Source organism: Flavobacterium rarum (SeqCode) (assembly GCF_965234445.1).
Lineage (GTDB): Bacteria > Bacteroidota > Bacteroidia > Flavobacteriales > Flavobacteriaceae > Flavobacterium > Flavobacterium rarum.
The window spans coordinates 155957-178720 of sequence record NZ_OZ248479.1 but is presented as its reverse complement, the minus strand read 5'-3'; the positions used below and the strand labels follow the sequence as shown (position 1 = coordinate 178720).

At 36.1% G+C, this 22764-nt stretch carries 21 protein-coding genes; 1 reads left to right on the top strand and 20 read right to left on the bottom strand.

Annotation, left to right across the window (positions count from 1 at the left end):
- Positions 1-74 precede the first annotated feature (74 nt).
- The 18 genes from AC8GF4_RS00705 to AC8GF4_RS00620 all read right to left on the bottom strand — a co-directional run bounded on the left by AC8GF4_RS00705 (position 75) and on the right by AC8GF4_RS00620 (position 20291).
- Complete coding sequence (locus AC8GF4_RS00705; RefSeq protein WP_506591785.1) at positions 75-503, bottom strand: DUF2541 family protein; 429 nt, start codon at positions 501-503, stop codon at positions 75-77.
- Between the two features lie 450 nt (positions 504-953).
- Positions 954-1508 carry a hypothetical protein gene (locus tag AC8GF4_RS00700; RefSeq protein WP_506591783.1) on the bottom strand — a complete coding sequence of 185 codons (555 nt, stop codon included), beginning with the start codon at positions 1506-1508 and terminating at the stop codon, positions 954-956.
- A gap of 174 nt (positions 1509-1682) precedes the next feature.
- A complete protein-coding gene (locus AC8GF4_RS00695) occupies positions 1683-2105 on the bottom strand; it encodes a DUF2541 family protein (protein WP_506591781.1) in 423 nt (140 codons plus the stop codon).
- Between the two features lie 6 nt (positions 2106-2111).
- The gene (locus AC8GF4_RS00690) at positions 2112-2237 is read right to left on the bottom strand and encodes a hypothetical protein (RefSeq protein ID WP_506591779.1); all 126 of its coding nucleotides are present in this window, start codon (positions 2235-2237) and stop codon (positions 2112-2114) included.
- Between the two features lie 204 nt (positions 2238-2441).
- A complete protein-coding gene (locus AC8GF4_RS00685) occupies positions 2442-3917 on the bottom strand; it encodes an amidohydrolase family protein (protein WP_506591777.1) in 1476 nt (491 codons plus the stop codon).
- 76 nt (positions 3918-3993) lie between these two features.
- Complete coding sequence (locus tag AC8GF4_RS00680; RefSeq protein WP_506591775.1) at positions 3994-4461, bottom strand: META domain-containing protein; 468 nt, start codon at positions 4459-4461, stop codon at positions 3994-3996.
- Positions 4462-4565: 104 nt separating this feature from the next.
- Positions 4566-6308, bottom strand: coding sequence for an amidohydrolase (locus tag AC8GF4_RS00675; protein ID WP_506591773.1), 1743 nt, complete (start codon positions 6306-6308; stop codon positions 4566-4568).
- 88 nt (positions 6309-6396) lie between these two features.
- Positions 6397-8148, bottom strand: a complete 1752-nt coding sequence (locus AC8GF4_RS00670; protein WP_506591772.1) for an amidohydrolase — start codon at positions 8146-8148, stop codon at positions 6397-6399.
- 204 nt (positions 8149-8352) lie between these two features.
- Positions 8353-8994 (bottom strand): HdeD family acid-resistance protein, encoded by a 642-nt coding sequence (locus AC8GF4_RS00665; protein WP_506591770.1) that lies wholly within the window; start codon positions 8992-8994, stop codon positions 8353-8355.
- A 64-nt stretch (positions 8995-9058) separates the two neighbouring features.
- Positions 9059-10312, bottom strand: coding sequence for a BamA/TamA family outer membrane protein (locus tag AC8GF4_RS00660; RefSeq protein ID WP_506591768.1), 1254 nt, complete (start codon positions 10310-10312; stop codon positions 9059-9061).
- Between the two features lie 81 nt (positions 10313-10393).
- Positions 10394-10882, bottom strand: a complete 489-nt coding sequence (locus AC8GF4_RS00655; protein ID WP_506591766.1) for a hypothetical protein — start codon at positions 10880-10882, stop codon at positions 10394-10396.
- A gap of 108 nt (positions 10883-10990) precedes the next feature.
- Entirely contained in the window at positions 10991-12730 is a 1740-nt protein-coding gene (locus AC8GF4_RS00650; protein WP_506591764.1) for an amidohydrolase, read from the bottom strand.
- Positions 12731-12747: 17 nt separating this feature from the next.
- Positions 12748-13068: a hypothetical protein gene (locus AC8GF4_RS00645; RefSeq protein WP_506591762.1), complete on the bottom strand. Its 321-nt coding sequence runs from the start codon at positions 13066-13068 to the stop codon at positions 12748-12750.
- Positions 13025-13840 carry a porin gene (locus tag AC8GF4_RS00640; protein WP_506591760.1) on the bottom strand — a complete coding sequence of 272 codons (816 nt, stop codon included), beginning with the start codon at positions 13838-13840 and terminating at the stop codon, positions 13025-13027. Before AC8GF4_RS00640 ends, AC8GF4_RS00645 begins: the two co-directional genes overlap by 44 nt.
- Positions 13841-14003: 163 nt before the next feature.
- The gene (locus AC8GF4_RS00635) at positions 14004-14792 is read right to left on the bottom strand and encodes a transporter (protein ID WP_506591758.1); all 789 of its coding nucleotides are present in this window, start codon (positions 14790-14792) and stop codon (positions 14004-14006) included.
- 963 nt (positions 14793-15755) lie between these two features.
- Positions 15756-18149, bottom strand: coding sequence for a M20/M25/M40 family metallo-hydrolase (locus AC8GF4_RS00630; protein ID WP_506591756.1), 2394 nt, complete (start codon positions 18147-18149; stop codon positions 15756-15758).
- 12 nt (positions 18150-18161) lie between these two features.
- Positions 18162-18509 (bottom strand): hypothetical protein, encoded by a 348-nt coding sequence (locus tag AC8GF4_RS00625; protein WP_506591754.1) that lies wholly within the window; start codon positions 18507-18509, stop codon positions 18162-18164.
- A gap of 252 nt (positions 18510-18761) precedes the next feature.
- The gene (locus tag AC8GF4_RS00620) at positions 18762-20291 is read right to left on the bottom strand and encodes a GNAT family N-acetyltransferase (protein ID WP_506591752.1); all 1530 of its coding nucleotides are present in this window, start codon (positions 20289-20291) and stop codon (positions 18762-18764) included.
- A 661-nt stretch (positions 20292-20952) separates the two neighbouring features.
- Between AC8GF4_RS00620 and AC8GF4_RS00615 the strand changes: the two genes are divergently transcribed.
- The gene (locus tag AC8GF4_RS00615) at positions 20953-21276 is read left to right on the top strand and encodes a single-stranded DNA-binding protein (RefSeq protein WP_506591750.1); all 324 of its coding nucleotides are present in this window, start codon (positions 20953-20955) and stop codon (positions 21274-21276) included.
- A 324-nt stretch (positions 21277-21600) separates the two neighbouring features.
- Here the strand turns inward: AC8GF4_RS00615 and AC8GF4_RS00610 are convergent, their stop codons facing one another.
- Together AC8GF4_RS00610 and AC8GF4_RS00605 are read right to left on the bottom strand one after the other, a co-directional pair.
- Positions 21601-21771 carry a hypothetical protein gene (locus AC8GF4_RS00610; protein ID WP_506591748.1) on the bottom strand — a complete coding sequence of 57 codons (171 nt, stop codon included), beginning with the start codon at positions 21769-21771 and terminating at the stop codon, positions 21601-21603.
- A 139-nt stretch (positions 21772-21910) separates the two neighbouring features.
- Positions 21911-22426 carry a ferritin gene (locus AC8GF4_RS00605; protein WP_506591746.1) on the bottom strand — a complete coding sequence of 172 codons (516 nt, stop codon included), beginning with the start codon at positions 22424-22426 and terminating at the stop codon, positions 21911-21913.
- Between the last annotated feature and the right edge of the window lie 338 nt (positions 22427-22764).

Sequence of the window (22764 nt, the reverse complement as noted above, 5' to 3'; positions counted from 1 at the left end):
TGATTTAAATTATAAATGCTGCCTTTTCTTGAAGACAGCATTTATTTAAAATTCTTTTATTAGAATGGAATCTGTTATTTTTTTATAACGATTCGACCCAATACTTCAATTTTTGCTTTTTTGGTAACCAACAAAGCGCCAACGGAATCGTATTCCAGTTCGATTTTCTTGAGGGTATTGTTTTTGCCTGGCAAGGTAAAGGCAAGCGAAGACATCCCTTTTGAAAGTACTCCAACTCCTTTGGCATCGTATTCTTTCTTTTGACCGTCAGACATTTCTACTCTAACTTTCTTGAGTTTTAAAGTCCCTTGAACGCACTTAATTTTTATTTTATCCACCTTTTTTTCATTGCCGGAAGGCGTAATCACATCTTTGTCTGATTTAAAACCGACTGTTTTTTCGGCAATTTTAATCCAGTTTCCATCATTATTCGATTGGGAAAAAGATGTTAGGAAAATTGTTACTGCAAAGAGTAAGGACAGGAGTTTGATTTTGTTTTTCATTTTGAGTTTATTTTTTGGTTAAACACATTACAGCTATATCGCCCATGATCAGGTTCAATGTTGTTCCTTCATTGGTCACGGAATAGCTGTTTACTTTTTTTAAAGTTATCAAAAAGGTTTGCATTTTACCCACAAAATCCTCGCTGACGTTGCTTCTCAATTTGGTCGGAAATTTTGCTGCATTCTAGAAACGAAATGCTATTTCGTTCGATGGCTTTAGATTGCAATGCCTTCAAAAACGGGAGTACGCCTTGCATTTCTAAATCACTTTGTTTTGAAGTAGAAGTTATAGAACATTTCACCGAAAAATCCTCTTTTAATAAGGCTTTCGCCAAAGGCAAACCGAGCCAACCTCAAACAGGGATACGAATTTGTAGCAATAAGCAAGTTATTTTGCAAAACAAATCAAAAAAACTTCAAATACGAGCGGTTAGTGTAAAACTTACAAGTTTACTTCTTTTTCAAAATTTTACTAAATGTAAATCCTAAACCCCATGAATTATAATAATTCCACTTATTATCCCAAACCACGGCACCTCCTACTTCCCAATTGCCTGGTAAATGCCAACCGTATTCGATTCCTAATCTTGTCAATACTAAATTTTTTTCATCTGCAAATTCGGCTCCCACTCCTCCAATTAAGGAGAGACGTTTTCCGGGTTTATATATTGCCACGGGAACAACTGCTAAAGGATAACTTCTTTCTAAAATTTCTTGATCTCCATGTTCAACTTTAAAAGATTCCAAAACCAAATCATTTTGTAAACCAATGGCCCATTTATTTGTGATCCAATAGTCATAATTAAAACTCCAAGAGGCTAAGGCCAACCACTTGGTTTTACCGTCAATCTTCCCTTCAGAGACATGTGTATGTCCTAAGCCAAGGGTTAGTCTATGACTTCCTTTTGTCGAAGTTTGTTCATGACTAGAATGATCCTGATGTTGAGACCAAGCCATAAAACAAGAAAGAAAAAGGAAATGTGCTATTAAAATTGCTTTTCTCATTGTTATTTTTGATTAAAAAATTAAAACTCAAAAACACCCCATTCCAATAAATAGACTAGAATGTCTTTGAGCTTTTTAAACAGTACCAAACTATTTTTAATTCAGCAAGAGAATGAACTACTCACCCGTTGGGGTAGCGTGTTGCATTTTATTTTTTTACAAATAACTACCGCATTATTTTATCACGTGCCCCATTATTTCTACTTTAGCCCTTTTGGTCACCATCATAACTCCGACAGTATAGTATTCCAATTCAATTTTTTTAAGGGTATTATTCTTTCCTGGCAAATTAAAAGGCAACGAAGACATTCCTTTCGAAAGTACTCCGACTCCTTTGGCATCGTATTCTTTCTTTTGACCGTCAGACATTTCTACTCTAACTTTCTTGAGTTTTAAAGTCCCTTGAACGCACTTAATTTTTATTTTATCCACCTTTCTTTCATTCCCAGTGGGCGTAATCACATCTTTGTCGGATTTGAACGCGACTAATTTTTCGGCAATTTTAATCCAGTTTCCATCATTACCCGATTGGGAAAAAGAACTTAAGGAAATTGTTACTGCAAACAGTAAGGACAGGAATTTGATTTTGTTTTTCATTTGAGTCTATTTTTTAGTTAAACGCATTACAGCTATATCGCCCATAATCAGGTTCAATGTTGTTCCTTCATTGGTCACGGAATAGCTGTTTACTTTTTTTAAAGTTGCCAAAAAGGTTTGTTCCCCCACCATATCCTGATACATTTTTCACGTCAATGCCACCGCACTATCTTCATTAAATAATTAAAATGTATTCATACAGCGTTTCAGTTTGAAATGAATTGCTCTTTTCTATTGCAATAATCTGATGTTTTAATTGCTAAGACAAATATTAAAAAATGAATTTTTATGAAACAGGCTTTGTTAAATGAGAAATGGCTTCATCACAGCAAAAGTCTATTTTGCGGTAATTCTTTTGCCAGCTCTATTATTGGTTAGCTTATCGTTTTCAACTGCTATTTGGCCATTCACGATAATATAGTCCCAACCTGCAGAAGCCTTATAAGGATCTGTATAGGTAGCATTTACCTTAAGTTTGTCAAGATTAAAAATTAAAACATCAGCATCTGCGCCCTCCTGTATCCTTCCTTTCTTTTTAAAAGCGGGTGCAAAACTTTCTAAACGCTTGGCAGGATAGTAGCTCGACATGGCGATTGCTTCATTTAAAGAAATTGTCTTCTCATCTCTTACAAAAAATGTCAATAATCTTGTATAACAAGAGGTTAGATTTGGATTTGATTTAACTTTCAATGTGATGGCAGGCATACCATCCGAGGCCACTATCATATTCGGGTATTTAAGAGCTGTTTTTACCCACTCATCTTTCATATAATGGTGAATAACCATTCCGTTAGGAACATTTTTTCGCTTATCTTCCCAGCTTTCCTTTGTAAACCATTCGCCAGTTTCGGCCCATTGTACATCTTTGTAAGTAATGTTAAAAATAGTTTGCCAGTCTCTATTAAAAACATCCGCAGAAATACTTGTAGATCCAGCGGTGTAAGGAAATACTTCTGCAGAAATATCAGCCCCTTTTTTATTGGCCGCATCAATTGCGGTAAGCCAATTCCCAACATTTCCCATGGCGTTGGCATTGATATGACAAATGTGCACAGCACCACCCGTTTTCAACGACAAATCTATAAGCTCTTTAAGACCTTTAATATCACCATTTATTCCTCTTCTGCTATGAGCAAAGATGACGACGTTGTTTTTCTTTGCTACTTCAAATAGCATCTGGAGCTCTTCATTGCTAACGGCTGGCGACATATAGTCTAACAATAGACCAATACCAATTCCTCCTTTTTTAAGATCTTCATCTATTAGTTTACGCATTTGTTCTATTTGTTCTGGTGTGGCTTTTTGGACAAAGGCCTTTCCAGGCACAAGTGCCTCTAATTCTTCAGAGGTAATATATGGCTGATCCTTACCTTCAATTACTTTTATTCGTGCAAAGGCATGAGCGGTAGAAGCCCCAAAATTAGCTCTTGCAGAGTCTTTAATGTGAAAACCATATTTCTCATAAGGATAAGCACCTGATTCCAAATCTAAAAGAGTAGTAGCTCCATCTCGAACTTGAAAAGATTCACCTAATGGAAATGGGGAGTGTGTATGCATATCAATAAACCCGGGACAAGCAATCTTCCCTTTACCATCTATTGTTTTTCTACCCTGGATTTCTTTTGTAGTTAGCTTTGCAATTCGAACATCCGAAATCCCAATATTCAGGATTGCATCTGTTTTGGTTTCTGGATCAATTACTCGTACATTTAAAACAACTAAGTCATATTTTACAGTATCATTACTTGTAGACTTATTTGATTGGCAGGCTACTCCCAAGAGTAGTATGATAATGCATACAATATTTCTCATAGTATATAGCTTTTTATTTGATTTTATACTTACTAATTTTACTCCTATAAAAAAATTATTTGTTTTTCATTTGAGTCTATTTTTTGGTTAAACGCATTACAGCTATATCGCCCATGATCAGGTTCAATGTTGTTCCTTCATTGGTCACGGAATAGCTGTTTACTTTTTTTAAAGTTGCCAAAAAGGTTTGTTCCCCAACCATATCCGGACACATTTTTCGCGTCAATGCAAGCGCCTCGTCAATTTGCAACCTATTGCCATCAATCGAACATTTGCCGCGGAAGCTGTTGCAACCCGAAGCACCGCTAATTTGATTTTGACCACTGTCAATGGTTATCGTCGGCTTTGTCTTCGGATACAACTCATCAAAAGCTTTGGGACTGTTCATAATATAATTGGCTTCCCAAGTACCATCAATTGGATTTGCTTTCATAGGTTCTGATTTTTCGGCAGTAGTTGCCTTGTCTGTTTTTGATTTAGCCGTGTTGCATGCTGTGGCAATCAGGACTAAAAATAAGATGGATACAAAATAGCGTTTTTTCATAGGTGTTAAGTATACTTGTTATGCATCAGCAATGAAATCGCCATCTAAATATCAGGATGACTAGTACAAACCTTTGGTAAATGGCGATTACATAGCACTAAAATTTATTCCTTTTTAAATACTGTTTTTCCCTCTTTGATGGATTCCAATATTTGAGTTTTATTTATGTCTAACGATTTTATTTTCAATGGATTTTTATCCAATATCACAAAATCTGCCAATTTTCCTGCCGTTAAGGTTCCTTTTGTTTTTTCTTCAAAATACTGGATAGCAGCCCATTCGGTCAAGGTTTTTAACCCTTCATACGGAGTGACTCTTTGATCTGGTCCTAAAATTTTCCCAGTTCTAGTCACACGGTTTACCGTTGCATCTAACACTCGCATTGAATTCGGGAAGGTTACCGGTGCATCGTGATGCGAAGTAGTGATAAGTCCTGCATCAATAGCATCTCTCATTGGCGAAATATAATCGGCTCTTGGGTGTCCTAACACCGATTCGGCGTGCCAATCTCCCCAATAAAAAGTGTGCATTGGGAATAAGGATGGGATCACTTTTTGGCGAACCAATGCCGGAATTTGATCTTTACGCAAAGTTTGACCGTGGATTAGTACCGTTCTGTGATCGTCATAATTGTATTTTTTTTCAGCTGCATCAATCGCTTTTAAATATTGATCAATCGCTGCATCACCATTGGTATGACACAATAGTTGCCATTTATTTTTAAAGGCAAGTGCTACATAATCATCTGCCTGTTGGTTGGTCATTACGCCTTGACCTTTATAGCTTGCTTTTTCACCAGCTGGCGGAATATGATACGGATGGGAAAGCCAAGCCGTTTTACCTTGTGGAGAACCATCCAAAGTTAATTTTACACCACCAATTCGGTATTTATTTTGATACTGACGTGCGGTGCTGTAGTACGGGCTTTTCATAATTTCTTCAACACCCAAAGCCACATCAGGATAAGATACTACATCCAGATAAAATTGATTGCTTTTTGCGCCATCTTCTAATTGTGCCACTTGCTCAAGCGTAGCTCTACCTTCTTGTACTGTCAAATAACCATTTTTAGCATACTCCAACAAGGCTTTATCAATAAACATAGAATTGGCTTCTGCATCTCCTTTCCCTAAAATTGGGAATAGGACAGAAAAGAAAGCACCTTCTTCTAGTACGCCATTGGGTGTACCATCGGCAGCTCTACGATATTTTCCACCAGCAGGATCTTTGGTGCTTTTGTTGATGCCCAGCATTTTCATCGCAAAGGAGTTCAGCACCCCTAAATGTCCTGATTGATGAATAATTAAAACCGGTTCGGTAGTACTCACTTTGTCCAAATCAGTAGCTTTTGGATGATCTCCTTCTTTTAGTTGAGAATCATCGTAGCCATTGCCTAAAATCCAACCAAATTTTTTAATCATCGTTTTTCCATCAGCTGTATTTTTATATTGGTTCAAGGTATTGACAATGGAATTGAAATCCGCCCCAGGACCATCAGGTGGTGGAAGAATATTGGCAACTGCTGCGGTAAAACCCACATTGATAAAATGACTATGAGCATCTAAAAATGCAGGCAACATAGTTTTTCCTTTCAGGTCAATCATAGCGTGACCAACTCCTGCTTGCTTCATGGCTTCGTCTTCCTTGCCTACAAACAGTATTTTTCCGTCTTTAACGACAACCGCCTCGGCATAAGTAGGCGTTTTCCCCTCCATGGTGATGATGTCTCCGTTATAATAAACGGTAGCAGCCGCTGAAGCAGTTGAAGCAGCTTCACTTTTCTCTTCTTTTTTGCACCCTAGCATAAGCATCGCTATGGCAAAAACACTTACAATTGACTTTTTCATAGATTAAAATATTTATTTGTTTTCCGTTTTTTGTTTTCAATTTCGAAATGATTATTTTACTTGTTTCAAACTTAGAATGCCATTTTATTTATTGATTTTTTATTGGAAATGATTTACCTTCAAAGACCGTTTCAAGAATTTTAATATCCTTTATTTTCATTGGGTCTATCTTTAAAGGATTCTCGGCAAGGATTACGAAATCCGCTTTTTTACCCACTTTTATAGATCCCGTAATTTTATCCAATTGCATTAAATCAGCGGCATTGATAGTTATACCTTTTAATGCATCATAAGCCGATACTCTTTCTTGTGGTGCCATCAAAGTACCATCGGCCGTTACACGATTGGTGGCAATCCAAGCCAATAAAAGAGGTTGAATAGGAGCCATCGTAAAATCGGAATGTAGCGCAAACTTCACTTTGTTTTTAACCAATGAACCCAAACGAACCATTTCCGAACCTCTTTCTTGACCAAGAACGGTTTCGGCTACATATTTATCGCCCATAGAATAGAGATAATAGGGATTAGCTGACACAACCGCTCCTAATTTTGCAATACGAGCAGATTGCTCTGGTTTAGATTCCCCAAAATGCTCGATGGTGAGTCTTTGTTTTAATTTTGGCAATTCTTTTTGCAATTTTTCTAATTCATCTAAGATGGTTTCTAATCCCAAACTACCATTGCAATGAATATGAATAGGATAACCTTTGTTCCACCAAAATCTCATGGCTTCATTCAAATTTTTAGGGGTCATAATCCATTCACCACTGTGTCCGTCCAAATATCCTGGTGCTAAAACTTGAAAATTTTGACCAAAAAATGCCCCATCGGCATAAAGTTTTATGGCATGGTCTATTATAATATGTGGTGAATATTTCTTGCCAAATTCTTTTACGTCGGCAAACGTTTTTTCAAAATTACCGCCATTTACTAAGTTCAAAGTGTTTACATCGGGGGTAAATTGCATACGGAAAGGTGTTTTATCGTTTTCCAAATTATTCTTCATGTATTTAAGATCGCCCCAAAGTTCTCCCGATGAACCAGTACCCATATCGCCAATGGTAGTAAGTCCACCCATATGTACAAGGTCACGAAGTTTTAACATATTGGTTTTCATTACTTCATCATTTCTGATGGTAGGAGCCCATTTCGGAACTACAACATTGAAAAATCCTGCTTCCACAAATTTTCCGGCGGCATAATCTATCTGACTGTTTCCTTTGGTTTCTTTCTCGGTTATTTTCAAATATTTCAAACCAGCTGTATTTAACCACATAACATGTGCTGAATATTGCCATATCATAATAGGTCTAGTAGATGAAATTCCGTCAAGCTCTTTACGAGAGATATCGCCATGAAAAGGCTCCATAAATCCCCAAACCACAAGGGGTTCTATAGGGTCTTTTAATTCCGCTTCATACTCTTTTACTTTGGCTATAAATGCTTCATGTCCTCTCACGGCTTTTACATTTCCCCATGGAAAACTCCAATCAAAAGGTGTAGCAAACTTGGTATTCAAAATCATTGCCCCAAGATTGGGATGCAAATGCGGATCAATTAAACCAGGCATCAAAGTTTTGCCTTCTAAATCAACCATATTGTGACCTTCACCCGCTTGTTGCATCGCTTCGTCTTCCTTACCTACAAATAGTATTTTGCCATTTTTAACTACTACTGCATCTGCATAAGCGGGTTCGTTACCTTCCATAGTAATAATGTCTCCGTTATAATAAACGGTAGCAGCACCTGAATCAGTTGGAGCAGCTTCACTTTTCCCTTCTTTTTTGCACCCTAGCAAAAGCAGTGCTATGGCAAAAAAACTTACAATTGATTTTTTCATAAACTAATTAATGTTACACTTAAAATTATTTTTTAACTTCTACCAATTCTGGGCATTTCCAAGTGCCATTCAAAATTTCTTTGTGTGTCTCTATTATAGAATCATGTAATTTTAATTTTCAAAAAAAATTTAGAGATCGTATTTCAATACGGTACTTATAAACTCGTTTAAAAATTTCATGAAAACGAACCTTTTACTTTGTAATTATTTACCCGCATTGGTTTGTTCATTTATTTCTTCTTGAATAGCGGATATTTTATTTTTTAATTCGGAAGATATTTTATCTGGAAAATCTTTTATTTTTTTTAAATTAAAAGATAATATGACAGAAGAAATACCTACAGAAAGGAAGGTTAATGCAGTTACAATTACGATAGAAAAGCCTGCAAACAGTGGGTTAGATATTAAAATAAATGCAAATATTATCCCTAATACACTTATTATGGCTAGATTTCCCCATTTCAATATTTTTAGATTTCTTAAATCAAACGAATAGCCTAATAATTGAAATGACCTGAAAAGCATTGTAAACCCTACAAAGAAAGGAAGCACTGTAAGTGAAGTCAAGGGATTACTTATTAAATAAACACCTATCACTAAAGTTAATAGGCCGCTTACAAGATACCAACCCCAACCGGGTAAAGAATCTTTGTTCTGTATAGAAAAATAAATATCAAAAATGCCAGAAACAATAAAAGAAAAACTGAAAAATACGGAAAGCGTAACGTAAGTTTCTAATGGTGTGGTAAATATGTATATACCAAATAAAACAAATAAAATACCAATAATCATTGGGATATACCAATGTTTGATGGTTTTTGATAGCTGATTAATAAGTGTTGTCATTGTTTAAGTTTTTTAAAATTGCCTACTTTGTAATTCGTTGCTCGACTTGTCCGTTTGTTTTAATTTAAAAAAATTCGTTTAAACCCAAATAAATACCGGATGAATTATATTTCCCAACGGAATAATCCAAGCACAGAGTGGTTCTGGATTTAGGGTTTACCATAAATCGAATGCCTGCGCCACCAGCTGGGTCAATATTTTCAAATAATGTTATACCGGCATCCTTGTTGGTTGCCGTAGTTAGGTTTCCAAAAATTGCTATTCCCCATTGATCGGGATTTTTTTCGGTACCGAATAATTTTCTACGATACTCCAATTCGGTATAAAACAACTCTTGCCCTCTTATTTTCCCTTGTGTATATCCTCTACCGGAACTGCTATATTGATCGTAACCGATACCCGGTAAATTCATATAGGGCAGACTCCCTGAAGTTTGAAAGCTACCATATGCCCAAAAAGCCAACATGTTTTTATGGTTTTTCGTTAAGTCAAAGTAATCTCTATATTCTGCCCATAAGGAAGTGGAATTTTTATCGCTCCCCAAAAAAGTAGGATTCACTCTAAAAGTTAATTGAGCATATTTCCCTTTATAAGTCGAATTTATATTGTCTCGGGTATCATAAATTCCATTTAAAGAAATTCCAGAAAGGGTGTTTTTATCATTTGAAAAGCCATATTTGGAATTGTAAGCGTAAAAACTAGTAATAACAGGCGGTGTAGCTGATAAATCTAAAAGATTGTCTTTAAAATTACTTAAAATATCTAAATGATAGCCTAGTCCAACATACGTTCCTTTAGCAATTTTTTTGGTTAGGGTTTGATAAAATCGAATCCATTGAAATTCCAGCATTTGAACTTCGTCTATTGGTGCTGAAAATGCCCCCAAATCATCATACTCAAATCCGGTAGATGTCAATTTATTGGAAGAAGGGCCAGAGCCTAAGCCATAAGAACCTTGGGAACTATTTAAAAAACGCCAATCCAAATCCAATTTAAAGTCATTGTCTTCCGAGAAAGCAGTGGCTTTTGCGGTTATCAGGGTTTGCCCTTTGGTGGTTAATGTGACTCCGGCAAATAAAGAAGAAATGTTGGTTGTCTTTGGGTCTCCCATAAACCAGCTTGTAGAGGAAGCAACGCCATACATAAACCCAAAAGAAGGGTTTGAACTAAGTACAGGAAGCGGCGTGAAATAAACAGAACCTTTTTGTGGTGGTGCTTCTTTTTTGGCTTTCCTTTTTTCTTTTTTGGTTAGTTCTTGGGCACTGCCAATAGAAAAAAACAATAAAAAAAACAATAAAATACTAAAATTGATTTTCATAGTTAAAATATTAGTTAATTAATTACTCTTTGGGTTGGTATTCAGTTTTCAACTACTGTACCGATGTTACATTCATTTTTTTTACTTTACGAGCTTCAAACTTACATTGCCATCAAACTTTTTGTCAACGACCACCAGTAAAAAAGGTCGGCTGGTGTAGGATTGTTTGTCTCCCAATTCTATTTTGTATTGAAACACTACTGAATCATCGCTTCCTTTTTTTAGGGAAACCGGTACGATGGTAGTGGCAACGTCAGTTTTGGGAAGCACTAGGGCAATAGCAAATTCTTTTGCAAAATCTACAGCAGTGGGTTTCCCGTTTTTGCCCATTGTGGTGGCGAAACCAAAATAGGTTTTGAATGCTTCTTCGGTTTCAATTTTTGGATTTGCAATGGAATCGACCGTATTTTTCACAAAATAATTTTGGGCTACAGTGTACGGAATCATATCTTGTATCGCAGCTGTTTTTATGTCGGCAATTGGAGTTTTTTTATCTTCGGATTTTTTACTCTGGCAGGCTATGAAAAAGGCCGGAAAAAGTATTGAAATTACAATCAATTTTAGCTTCATTATTCTACTATTTTAACATTAGAATTCAAATTTTTGACTCTTTTGGAATTAAATAAAAATAAACTTGGGCAAAGTTACATTTGCCCAAGCTTTAGTATAGTTCCTAATTTATTGTTTAGGATTATCAAATCGTTTGCCGTGAAAAACGGTTGCAAGGACTTTAATGTCTTTGATTTTTAAAGGATCAATTTTCAAAGGATTTTCGGCAAGAATCGTGAAATCGGCAGTTTTTCCCGTTTTTATGGAACCTATTTCATTTTCTAAATTCAAGGTTCTAGCTGCGGTAATCGTAATTCCTTTCAAAGCCAGGTACGCATCAATCCGTTGGTCTTGCGAAAATTTACTGTTTTGTGATGTTACCCTGTTGATGGCGGTCCAAGCCAGTGTTAATGGTTCAATAGGCGCCATCGCAAAATCCGAGTGGAAAGATACCGGAACTCCTCGGCTGGTCAATGATTTGATTCGAACTAAATTTTCGCCTCTCTCTTTACCCAATCCTTTCTCGGAATATTTATCGGCCAAAGCCCACAAATAATAAGGGTTAACAGAAGCTTCAATACCCAAGCCTTGTATTTGCTGTGCTTGTTTATCGGAGAAGTAACCCATGTGATGCAGGGTAAATCGATGGTCTTTTCTAGGATTGGCTTTCTCGTTTTCGACTAAATAATCCAGCACTTGTTGAATGCCTTGGTCGCCATTGGAGTGAACGTGAATTTTATAACCGGCATCCCAGTAAAACTTCACTTGCGCTTTCAACAAATCCAAAGGGGTCATCCATTCGCCTTGGTGTCCATCGGTATAACCGCCTTCCATACGCATCAATTGAGAATAGATTGCCCCGTCCGAAAACAGTTTTACCTGTTTGGGTAAAAACATAATATTCGTTGTATTGTATTTTGCAGGCAATTCTTCCATAAACGCTTCTGCTTTTTCATTGCTATTCCCTTTCATGCCATACAATTGTGTACCGCTAGGAATAAGATAAACCGAGTAGGGAGGGTTTTTATCCATTTCTTTTTTAAGTAAACTATACTCCATATCAAAATCAGAACTTGGAAAACCTGGTTCGGCTACTGTTGTTATTCCATTTTTCTGGATCAGTTGGCTCATTAATTCCAAACCTTTGGAATATCGGGTAGGTACAATAAACCATTGCGCAATTTTTGGAACCAATCCTAACCATCCTCCTTCAAAAAAGTGGCCTCTTTTCCATTCTACCTGTGGATTTCCTTTAAAATCTGCCTCTTTTATTTGCATTAATTCTATGGCTTTGTCGTTCAAAAAGACTTCGTGAAAGGAACGATGCAATACGGCAATGGGTTTGTCGGGAGAAATTTTGTTCAACATGTCTCGATTCAAATCGCCGTGCCATAATTGATGGTATCCCCATACCCAATACACCTCACCTGCTTTGGCATTTTTTTGAACCGATTCTGTCAATGCCTTGATGTATGCATCGTGCCCAATAACCCCTTTTTTGGTTTCTGTCGGCAATACCCAATCGTAAGGGGCAATAATTTCGTTTGGCAAAATAGAAGCCGCAATGGATGGGTGTACATGAGGTTCCACAAATCCCGGCATCATCGTTTTTCCTTCCAGATCAACCATGGAATGTCCTTCTCCGGCTTGTTTCATCGCTTCGTCTTTGCTACCCGTGAAAGTAATTTTTCCGTCTTTTACGACTACCGCTTCGGCATAATTGGCCTTTTCGCCTTCCATCGTAAGTATATCACCATTGTAATATACGGTTGCACCGTTTTCAGTAGTTGTTGTGGTGCTTGCTTCATTTTTTTTACAGGAAACCAACAATAGGGTTGCCGCAAAGAGTGTTAAAAGAACTTTTTTCATAATTAAAAAATTTTGAATTAATTAAAGTTTTTACCGTGATCAAAATTGTATCGAAACCCGAGAGCCAATACATTATAATTGTCCTTGACTTGGGCGTAATCGGAATGGCTATAACGCCCCATTAAGTACAACCGTGTTTTGGGCGTAATAAAATAATTGGTTCCCAAAATATAATGCATTAATTGATACTTGTTGTTGTTTAATATGACATCCTCTTTGGAATCTATAATGTTGAGACCTCCTTCAAAAGACCATTTCGTATTGGGAATATAACCCAAAGAAACTTCATACCCGTTAGTAGGAGCGGAAATCACACTGGTATCCTCTTTTTTTGGCAATGGCATCATCATTAATCGAAAAAGTGGCCGCACCATAATATTTGCCGTTATTGTATTTAATCCCCGCCAAGAAATTACTTGAATTGGATGCGATTCCTTCAACAAATTCCTGTATTTTGGGTGGAATTTTAACCGTGTTGTAAGCTGTTCCGATGGTTAAATTTTTATTGATACCGTATTGTCCCGAAACACCAAAGGATTCCGTGTCTCCAAATAATTGGGTTTGGATACCAACTTGAAAAGCACCCCATCGATTGCGATATTGTATGGCATTATCGGCTCTACCTGTTCCTTTCCAACCACCGTCCGTCCCGCCGGCATAGATACCGTGCGCAGAACCTCCAAAGAGCGAAAAATTATCGGTATAAAAACCAATGTCATAATAAACACCCCACTGCTTTCCGATAGACAAACTTCCCCATTTTTGGTGCTGGACGCCAACATAAGCCAAACGCGAACTTAAAACATCCGCTTTCGAAAAAGGATTTGAAGCAAATTCAACGGTCGAATTGGCGTCGTTATTGAAATCCACACCATCAATAAAATGAAGTCCGATTTCAATTTTCCCATTTACAGACCATTGGTCATCTATTTTTCTGTTTAAGAAAGTACCTATTCTGGGGGAGTTCTCTTGAAGTTGTATTTTATTGTCAAAAAAACCCAGTTGCACGCGAATCATTCCATAAAACGAAATGGAATCTAATATTTTGGTGTTTTGGGCTTTAAGTTGTAAACTTAAAATAACAAGCAGAAATGAAAGCCATTTTTTCATATATGTAAAATTTATTTGTCATAGGTCATATATGGTATCGCCTTTTTATTTATTGGTGTTTATCTCACAATATTTTATTTTCATCGGAATTCGATGATTATTCAATTGCTGCGCAAACTTGTTACTAATGGCGATTTCATAATCGAACATTTTGTTTATACATTTATTTTGGAAACAGAAGCACTACAGATGCTCTTAGTCCAAATTTGCTCTGCGTTGCTTCAGGTGATGCGACATTAATTCTTGGGCCAACGGCGAAACTCACTTTTTGAGTCCCAAATGAAGTAAGTCCAGAAAACATAGGCTCAAAATAAAGTGTGGTACTGTTTTGTACCCAATTTTCGGTCCATTCTAATTGAGCTGTAATTCCTGCACCCGATTTCCAATTGAAACTTACAAATGGATTCATATACATCTGACTAATATCTGGACGTTTTTCATCTCCCGACACACTCCAAATTTGATTGATTAAAGAACCATAAGTCCAGCCTCCTGTTTGTTCAAGTACCACCACTGTTGGGCCAGCCCCGAATTTTTTGGCAGTCAAAAAATCATTGGTTCCTGTTGGCAACAGTAATACAGGTCCAGCTCCCCAAGTAAACCCGTTTTTGGATTCTTTTGGCGATAAAAATGCACTGGCAACGATATCCGACATTCCTGATTGGTGCTCGCCAATTCCCGTAATATTGTATTGGGAAACTATAGGAACGATTATTCTTGTAATTAGATTCAAATCCTTTGAGATACCCATAGGAATTACAGGTTGAATATTCAAAGTATATCGAGAACCTTTCAAAGGGCCAATGCCGTAATCAATATTATTTTGCAAAGGGAGTGAAATTAAGGAAGCTACTGGATTGGCCAGTTTTTTGGCTAAATCTTCAGTATTGGTTTGACCAAAGCTAAATTGAAAGCCTAAAATACATATTAAAAGAATTACGATTTTTTTCATTTTTTAATGTTTTTTAATGTTTTTCGATTGCGGTTGTTTGTCATTCGTCTTACTGTTTTGACTTTAACTGTTAGAAAAAGAATAAATAAGTAATGACCATTATTGGCATGGCTATGTGGTAGGTCAAATGTTAAAAAGTGGGGTCTTTTTAAGTTGTTTTAATAAGATAAAACAGCACTGTCAAATGTAGTATTATTCTACTTAGTTTGCAAATTTAAATTTACAAATAATTAAATTAAAAGTGTTAAATATTTGTTTTTTAATTGTAACTTATTTTATCAGTTAAAGTAATAAAATAAGTTTGTTGCAAAAAAGAGATTAAACAAAATTACCATTAAGTCTATTAATATTAATGCTTTAATGGTAAAAATAACATAGTTTATATCGGTGATTTTAAATGGAACTAATCCGAATCATAACAGACTCTGTGACAATTCCACACCCCGAACAAAACATGTAATACCGGTACTATTTATAAAATAGCCCAATTCATCAGTTCGAGCGGAGTCAAGAACCCATGTTGCATCTTGACTTCGCTCGATGTGACAAAAATATGATTGGACTATATTATGTAACCCGTTGGGTGTAATTCCGTTCAAATAAAAAATAAACCGCATAGATACATAGATTTACAACTCGTAATTAAAGAAAGAATAGAAAATAGCACTATTTTTCACATAGATTGACTATGTGAAAAGTAAAACATCTATCAAACTCTTTTCAAAAGCTATAAATTCTATGCTTCTATGTGGTAAAAAAACAATTACACCCAACGGGTTATTATGTAGGCATTTGGTATAATTTTTATAAAATAAAACACGAATTTCACGAATTTACACGAATTAATAACCGCATTCCAATGGATTCGTGTAATTTTTGTGAAAATCAAATTAAGAATTAATGCTAATTAGTGAAATTCGTGCTGAGATTTCTGATACTGAGCAGTTTCCAGATTTTTTTTAATTATTTCAACTTCAAACTATCCTTGACCACCGTCAAACTATCCTTCAAAATTGATTGTATTAACCTAGGATTCACAACAGCCGCAACGATTTTTGGAGTTGGTTTTATTTTTTGTCGAATGACCACCGCATCGTTCAAAACAAAAGGTGTTGGCATCATCCAGCTTTCTCTTGGGTTCATGGCAAATAGTGGATTGGTCATCAAATCAAAAGAACTTTCCATCACATCCATATTCAGTACAGTGGCTCTGTTTAGTGTAAATTGCAAAACTAGCGGTTCGTTATTAACGACATAATAACTCAAAAGTTTTTTGCCATTTCTTTCTAATTCTGTTCCTTTTTGCCCCAAAGTAGTCACGCCATTGGCTTTGAAATTGAAAAACGTCATAATTTCATCGGCAAAAATATCATAGCGATTGACTTTTCGGTTTGGGGTAATTTTTATCTTCAAAAATCTTTTAAAGCCTACCACACTGTCTTGCAAAAAAGTAATGGTTGGTTTTGCGATCCCTTTGTTTGGCGCTTCGGCAGCATACGTGAATTCGGACTGGTATTTACTAAACAACTTTAGATCATTCCATGTTTTTGCTTGTTTTGGATTTTCGCCCAAATAACCTTTTGTCCAAGAATCCAGATTGGTGTCATAAGTGACCCAATTGGCTTTGTTGGTATCGGCATTATACAGATACACCAAACTGTTTGATTTGGCTTTGCCATGCTCATATCCTGAATTATACTGTGCTTTTACCAAAAAGACTATCGCAATTATAAACAGCATCAAAGACCAAGTTCCTTTTTTTGTGAAAGCCCCAAAAATTGGCAAGAGTAAAGTAAATGCCAAAACAGTCAAAATAGCGCTACCAAACAACACTTTCAATCCTAAACCTACAGGGAACATTTGAATAAACGGAGCAATAATCAACAAGGCGGGAATTGCACAAATGAGGTTTACAATCCAATTGGATCTTTGGCTAAACACAAAAAACGCAAAAGCAACCAGTCCAAAATACACTGGAATAATCAAGAATCCTGCGCCTTGCAAACTGTTGGCAAGAAACCCATTCAGCACAATCCAAAACAATAGCGGAATCACATAATGGTTCATCGTCACTTTTGGCTTGGAGACTATCTGGTAAAAGAAAAAACAAATCGAAAGGCTTAAGAATACAAAGGCAGCAATATAATCGTGTCCATTATAGGTAAACCCATTAAGTAAATCATTGTATTGCGGATTCAATAACAGTAACCCTTTCCAGCCGTAAAAGGTAATCAATCCCGTAAAAATCAAAGCACCCAAAAACGGAAAGAAACCTTTCATAATATCATTGCCTTTGAGCATTCTTTTGGCTTTGCCCAAAAAAACTAAAATGATTAGTAAAGCAGCAGCGATAAGCGTCATCGGTAGCACCCAGTCAAAAGGATAACTGATAAACGTAAACGGAATTGTAAAATACACATCATCGGTTGTCGAAGTTGTAGCATTTAAATCAGCGTTGGAGAAATAATTCAGCAACGGCATCAAATACGAACCTTGGTGTTTCAAGGTGCTTTTGTCCAAATGTGCCACATCATCTTGAGCAGTATGATAATTAAAATGGTCGTCGATAAAAGCAAAATTAAATCCTTGAATGTCACCTTGCTCTCTAAAAACCGTTAAATCGGTATCATTTGGTAACATTTTGTAAATGCTGTACATCAATGAATTAGAAACCGGATAGGTAGCACCTGCTTTGGCAAATTCTTTGACCAAACCAGCATTTCCTTTGTTGGTTTCCATCAGCATATAACTCGGTCCTGAAGAACCGCGGGCTTCAAAATTCAATACCAATCCGACTTCTTTGGCCCATTGATGTTCAGTAACAAAAAGCGCGGCGCCATTCAATCCCAATTCTTCTGCATCGGTAAAAAGTATAATGATGTCGTTTTGGTGCTTGGTTTTGGCATTCAAAAAGGCACGTACCCCTTCCAGAATAGTCGCCACTCCCGACGCATCGTCACTCGCTCCGTGCGAAACCGAATGTGGTGCACTGTCATAATGCGAGAGCAGGAGCAATGCTTTGGTGTTTTTAGTCCCTTCGATGCGGCACATTATGTTTTTGGATTTTACTAAATTCCCCCAATCACTCAGCGTAAAGCCTTCTTGAATTGTAGTTTCCAGCCCCAGTTTTTGCAATTCTTTGATGATATAATTGGCCACAACCTCGTGGTTTTTGGTGCCTACATAATGTGGTTGTTTGGCAATTGCGTTGATGTGTTCCAAGGCTCTGCTAGTTGAAAACTCCGTAACTTTTTTGTCCTCATTTGGTGACCACGAAGGCATTAAGGTTGCAAATAAAAACCCCAGAATCCCAAGGATGATGACAACAGTTATAATTGAGGAATAATTCTTTTTCATTATTTGTAGGTATTAAATATCTTTTTTAACGAGCATATAATAATCATTGTCCAAAACCATATAGCCTTGGTCATACAGGAAATAGTAGGTATTCCCCGTTTTGGTATTCAGAATATTGGTGAAAAACTCAAAATCAAAACCCTTACTCATTAGCTTGGTACGAGTTGTTTTTGATTTTCCCTCCACATTCAGTTCCGACAAAATTCGGTAATTTTTACGCAATTTGTTGTTGATATTGCGCATATAATTCGTACTATCCTTATTTATTTTGTTATTGTAAGCATTTCGGCAACCATCGCTGCAAAATTTTTTGTCTTCACGACCTACAATTGCATCTCCACATTCAAGGCAGGTTTTCATAATATTATCGTTTTATATTCAACGTTATTTCATTTTTTTGGAGTCAAAATAGTAGGTACTAATAGTTAATTTGGCTTCCTGTTGTCTATCCACACTTTTAAAAAGGTCACGGATGAAATGGGTTTAACAGTTTAGTACTGATTCCTTCTAATTTTAGTAGAATCTTTGCGAATCTTTTTAATCTGTGGCTAATTTATCCGTTTAGAATCCGTTCTATCAGTTTAATCCGTGGCTAATATTAAGTCATTCCCCTCAATTCTCAATCTTTTTTATTTCATACAAATCCGTTCTTCGGTCTTTCAGGATTCGTACGCTTCCATGTTCGTGCAATTCTTTCAACAATCGCAAATCGACATCTACAATCAAAGTCATTTCGGTATTCGGTGTGGCTTCGGCTTTGATACCATTACTCGGAAACGCAAAATCCGAAGGTGTAAAAACCGCTGCTTGCGCATATTGAATGTCCATATTGTTTACTTTGGGCAAATTCCCCACACAACCAGCAATGGCTACATAACACTCGTTTTCTATCGCTCGGGCTTGTGCACAGTGCTTCACCCGAATGTAGGCGTTTTGAGTATCGGTCAAGAAAGGCACAAATAGAATATTCATTCCTTCGTCGGCCATTATTCTCGCAACTTCAGGGAACTCGACATCATAACAAATCATAATACCTATTTTGCCACAATCGGTGTCAAAAGTTTTGATTTCCGACCCGCCTTTCATTCCCCAATGTTGTGCTTCGTTTGGAGTAATGTGGATTTTGGTATACATTTCCGAAGTTCCATCTCTTTTGCACAAAAATCCAACATTGTATAAATTTCCATTTTCCAGATACGGCATGCTTCCTGAAATGATATTGATATTATACGAAATTGCCAATTCCTGAAACCGTTTCCGAATAGGTTCAGAGTGTTTGGCCAATTCCCGAATCGCCTCGGCTTCGGTCAAATGATTGTAATCAGCCATTAATGGAGCAATGAATAATTCGGGAAATACTGCAAAATCACAAGTGTATCCAGAAACTACATCAATAAAAAATTCCGATTGTTCAAATAATGCTTCCAGATTGCCCAGTGAGCGCATTTGCCACTGAATCAACCCAAGCCGAATTACATTTTTCTCGGTGTTTATCAACCTCGGACTTTCGTCAAAATAGATGTTGTTCCACTCTAGTAAGACCGCAAATTCTTTAGAATCTTCATCGCCAGCCAAATAATTTTTCATGATTCGCAACACATGAAATTCATTACTCAATTGAAACGAAAGCACTGGATCATGCAATTGTTTGCTTTTTACTTTCTCTATGTATTTTTTGGGTGTCATTTTATCGGCGTATTGGCCGTAACTTGGAATACGCCCAGCAAAAACAATCGCTTTCAGATTCAACTGTTCGCACAATTCTTTTCGGGCATCATACAAACGCCTGCCCAAACGTAATCCACGATACTGAGGATGAATGAAAACATCGATCCCATATAATATTTCTCCTTGAGAATTATGCGTCGAAAACGAATAATCACCTATAACTTGTAAATAATTGTGTTTTTTATCAATCAGTTTTTCGTCGACAATCAGAGATAGGGCAGAGCCTACAACTTTTCCATCGACCAAAATTACCAATTGTCCTTCGGGAAAGACACTCAATAGTTTTTCAATATCATTGGCACGCCAATAGGAATCTGCCATTTCTGGATACGATTCCACCATAGAATTTTTGAGCTGTCTGTAATCCTCAAAAGCTAAATTTCGCAATTCTACTTTTTTTATTTTGGTTTGCATAGTGGGAAATTTTAGGTGAATAATTGATTTAAATCAGCATTGTTTTTAAGAGCGAATTATTGGGCTTTATTTGTCGGTATGGGTTCCTGCTTTCACCTTTATCTCTTCACTGCGTTACGAGGATATCGGCTCTGTCAGGGCTAATTAGGGTTTATGGTTTTATGTTTTTTGAATTAAAAAATTAACTTCATAAATTAATATTTCTACTTTTTTAGTGTCACAATCGGTTACAATTATATCTTTAAAACCATTTTCAAATCGAATTCTTACTCTTTCAGATTTTGATGGAACAAGATTCAATTGCCTCCTGCTTTAGCTGGAGGAATATGAATATTTGTTTCTTAATAGCTATAGCCAAAATGTATAATAATTTGGATATAGCCAATACTTTCATTATTATTTTTTCCTTCAATTAAAGCAGGAGACAATTCAACTTTCGTAAATCATAATTTTGTAAGTAACTCCCAAATATAATCAAAATTTCCCATTTACAAACGGTTACAAATAATTACAACCGAAAGTAAGTAGTTAGCAACCGAATAACTTTTGGATGTCATCGCATCTTTGCCAAGTAGAAATGAAACAGAGCAGTTACAATAGCAATGTCAATTTCAATTTCAATAAAAATCATATACACACTAACATTTAAATTTTACACGCCATGAAAAACAAAGTACAATTAATCGGAAACGTAGGGAATGATCCAATCATCAAATCTTTTGAGGGAGGAAAAAAATTAGCCAATTTGACTATCGCTACCAACGACAGTTACAAAAATGACAAAGGGGAACGAGTAGACCAAACCGAATGGCATACAGTTGTTGCTTGGGGTAAAACGGCTGAGATTATTGAAAAATTCGTGACCAAAGGCAAACAAATCGCTATAGATGGCAAACTAACCCACAGAAGCTACGAGGACAAAAATGGTGAAAAACGCTATATCACAGAAGTAGTTGTTAATGAAATCATGTTATTAGGGAAGTAGGTTTGCAATTTTAAGATCAAAAAAAAAGAGTCCACATGAGACTCTTTTTTTAGTATTGTCCGTATTTTAACTATAGCCCAAGCTTTCAACCGCGGGAATCATTATGCTGATCAAATTTTAAAATCAGGTTTTCTATTGTCTATCTCCAACGGTTGAAACCGTTAGCTATGGTTTTGTATTATTCACAAAAAAAAAGAGTCCATATGAGACTCTTTTTTTCATTACTATAAATTAACTATTGCAGGGGTATTTTTTTAAATAAATAAAAAACATTAAAAATGGTCAACTTTTAGCATTACAAATACAAAAAGTGCAAACTAAAAACTAAGCTGTTTTTTTAAACAAATCAAACATCGGACAACGACCACAACGTTTGTTTTCACCTTTTTTAAATTTGTCACAGCACTTTGACTTGCAGTTTTCTGCGACTTTTATTTTTTTAAGGATTTCTTTTTTATCCTTTTTCTTACTCTTTTCTTTTTCTTTCTTGCTCAATGTGTAAAGAATTAATAACCAACGCAAATGTATATTATTTTTATCTATTCTAAATAAACTTTAACATTTTTTGAGCTAAAAAAAACCCAAAATGCAATTCAAACATTTTAGGTTTTATATTTAAGAAGGTTTCTCTTAATTATTTGGCTGGTTTAGCAGCACTAGCTATTGCCACTTGCTGAATGTCACGATCAAAAAGATACAATCCACCTTTGTCATCACCAATCAAGTTAATTTTGTCTAGAATGGATTTGGCAGTTGCTTCTTCTTCAATTTGCTCGGCTACATACCATTGCAAGAAATTATGAGTTGCATAATCTTTCTCTTCAAAAGTAATATGAACCAATTCATTTATCGATTCCGAAACAAAAATTTCGTGTTGGTATAATGCTTCAAACATTCCTTTGAAGGTTTCGTAAGTTGTTTTTGGAGCTTTCAAATCGGTAACTTGTGCATGACCACCACGTTCATTTACATATTTGATCAACTTAAGCATATGCATACGTTCTTCATCAGATTGTGCATACATAAACTGTGCAATACCTTCAAGCCCGCTTACTTCAGCCCAACATGCCATGGATAAATAGGTTTGAGAAGATTCTGCTTCGATACGGATTTGTTTGTTCAGCGCGGTTTCGATATTTTTTGATAACATGATTTCTAGTTTTTAGTAAAATTAGAAAAAATTTTGTTCAATGTTGTTCTTTTTAGACCAAAAAAGAAATAATCCAATACGATTTTGAATCTTTAATAGGATACTAATGCCAAACACATATATAAATTAGTCCAATTATTTATCCTCAACCCAAACTCTCTCCCCAAGACAAACGTATGAGTTGTTATGCCGCAGATTCGCAGATTTTAAATATAAGTTAATCTATAAATTAGCCGCTTACAGCGGAATTAGCGCAAATTAATTTCTTTAAAATTTTATTTTTTAAGAAATAATCTGCGTCCCGATAAATATCGGGAGCGGTTGCTTTTTTTACTATT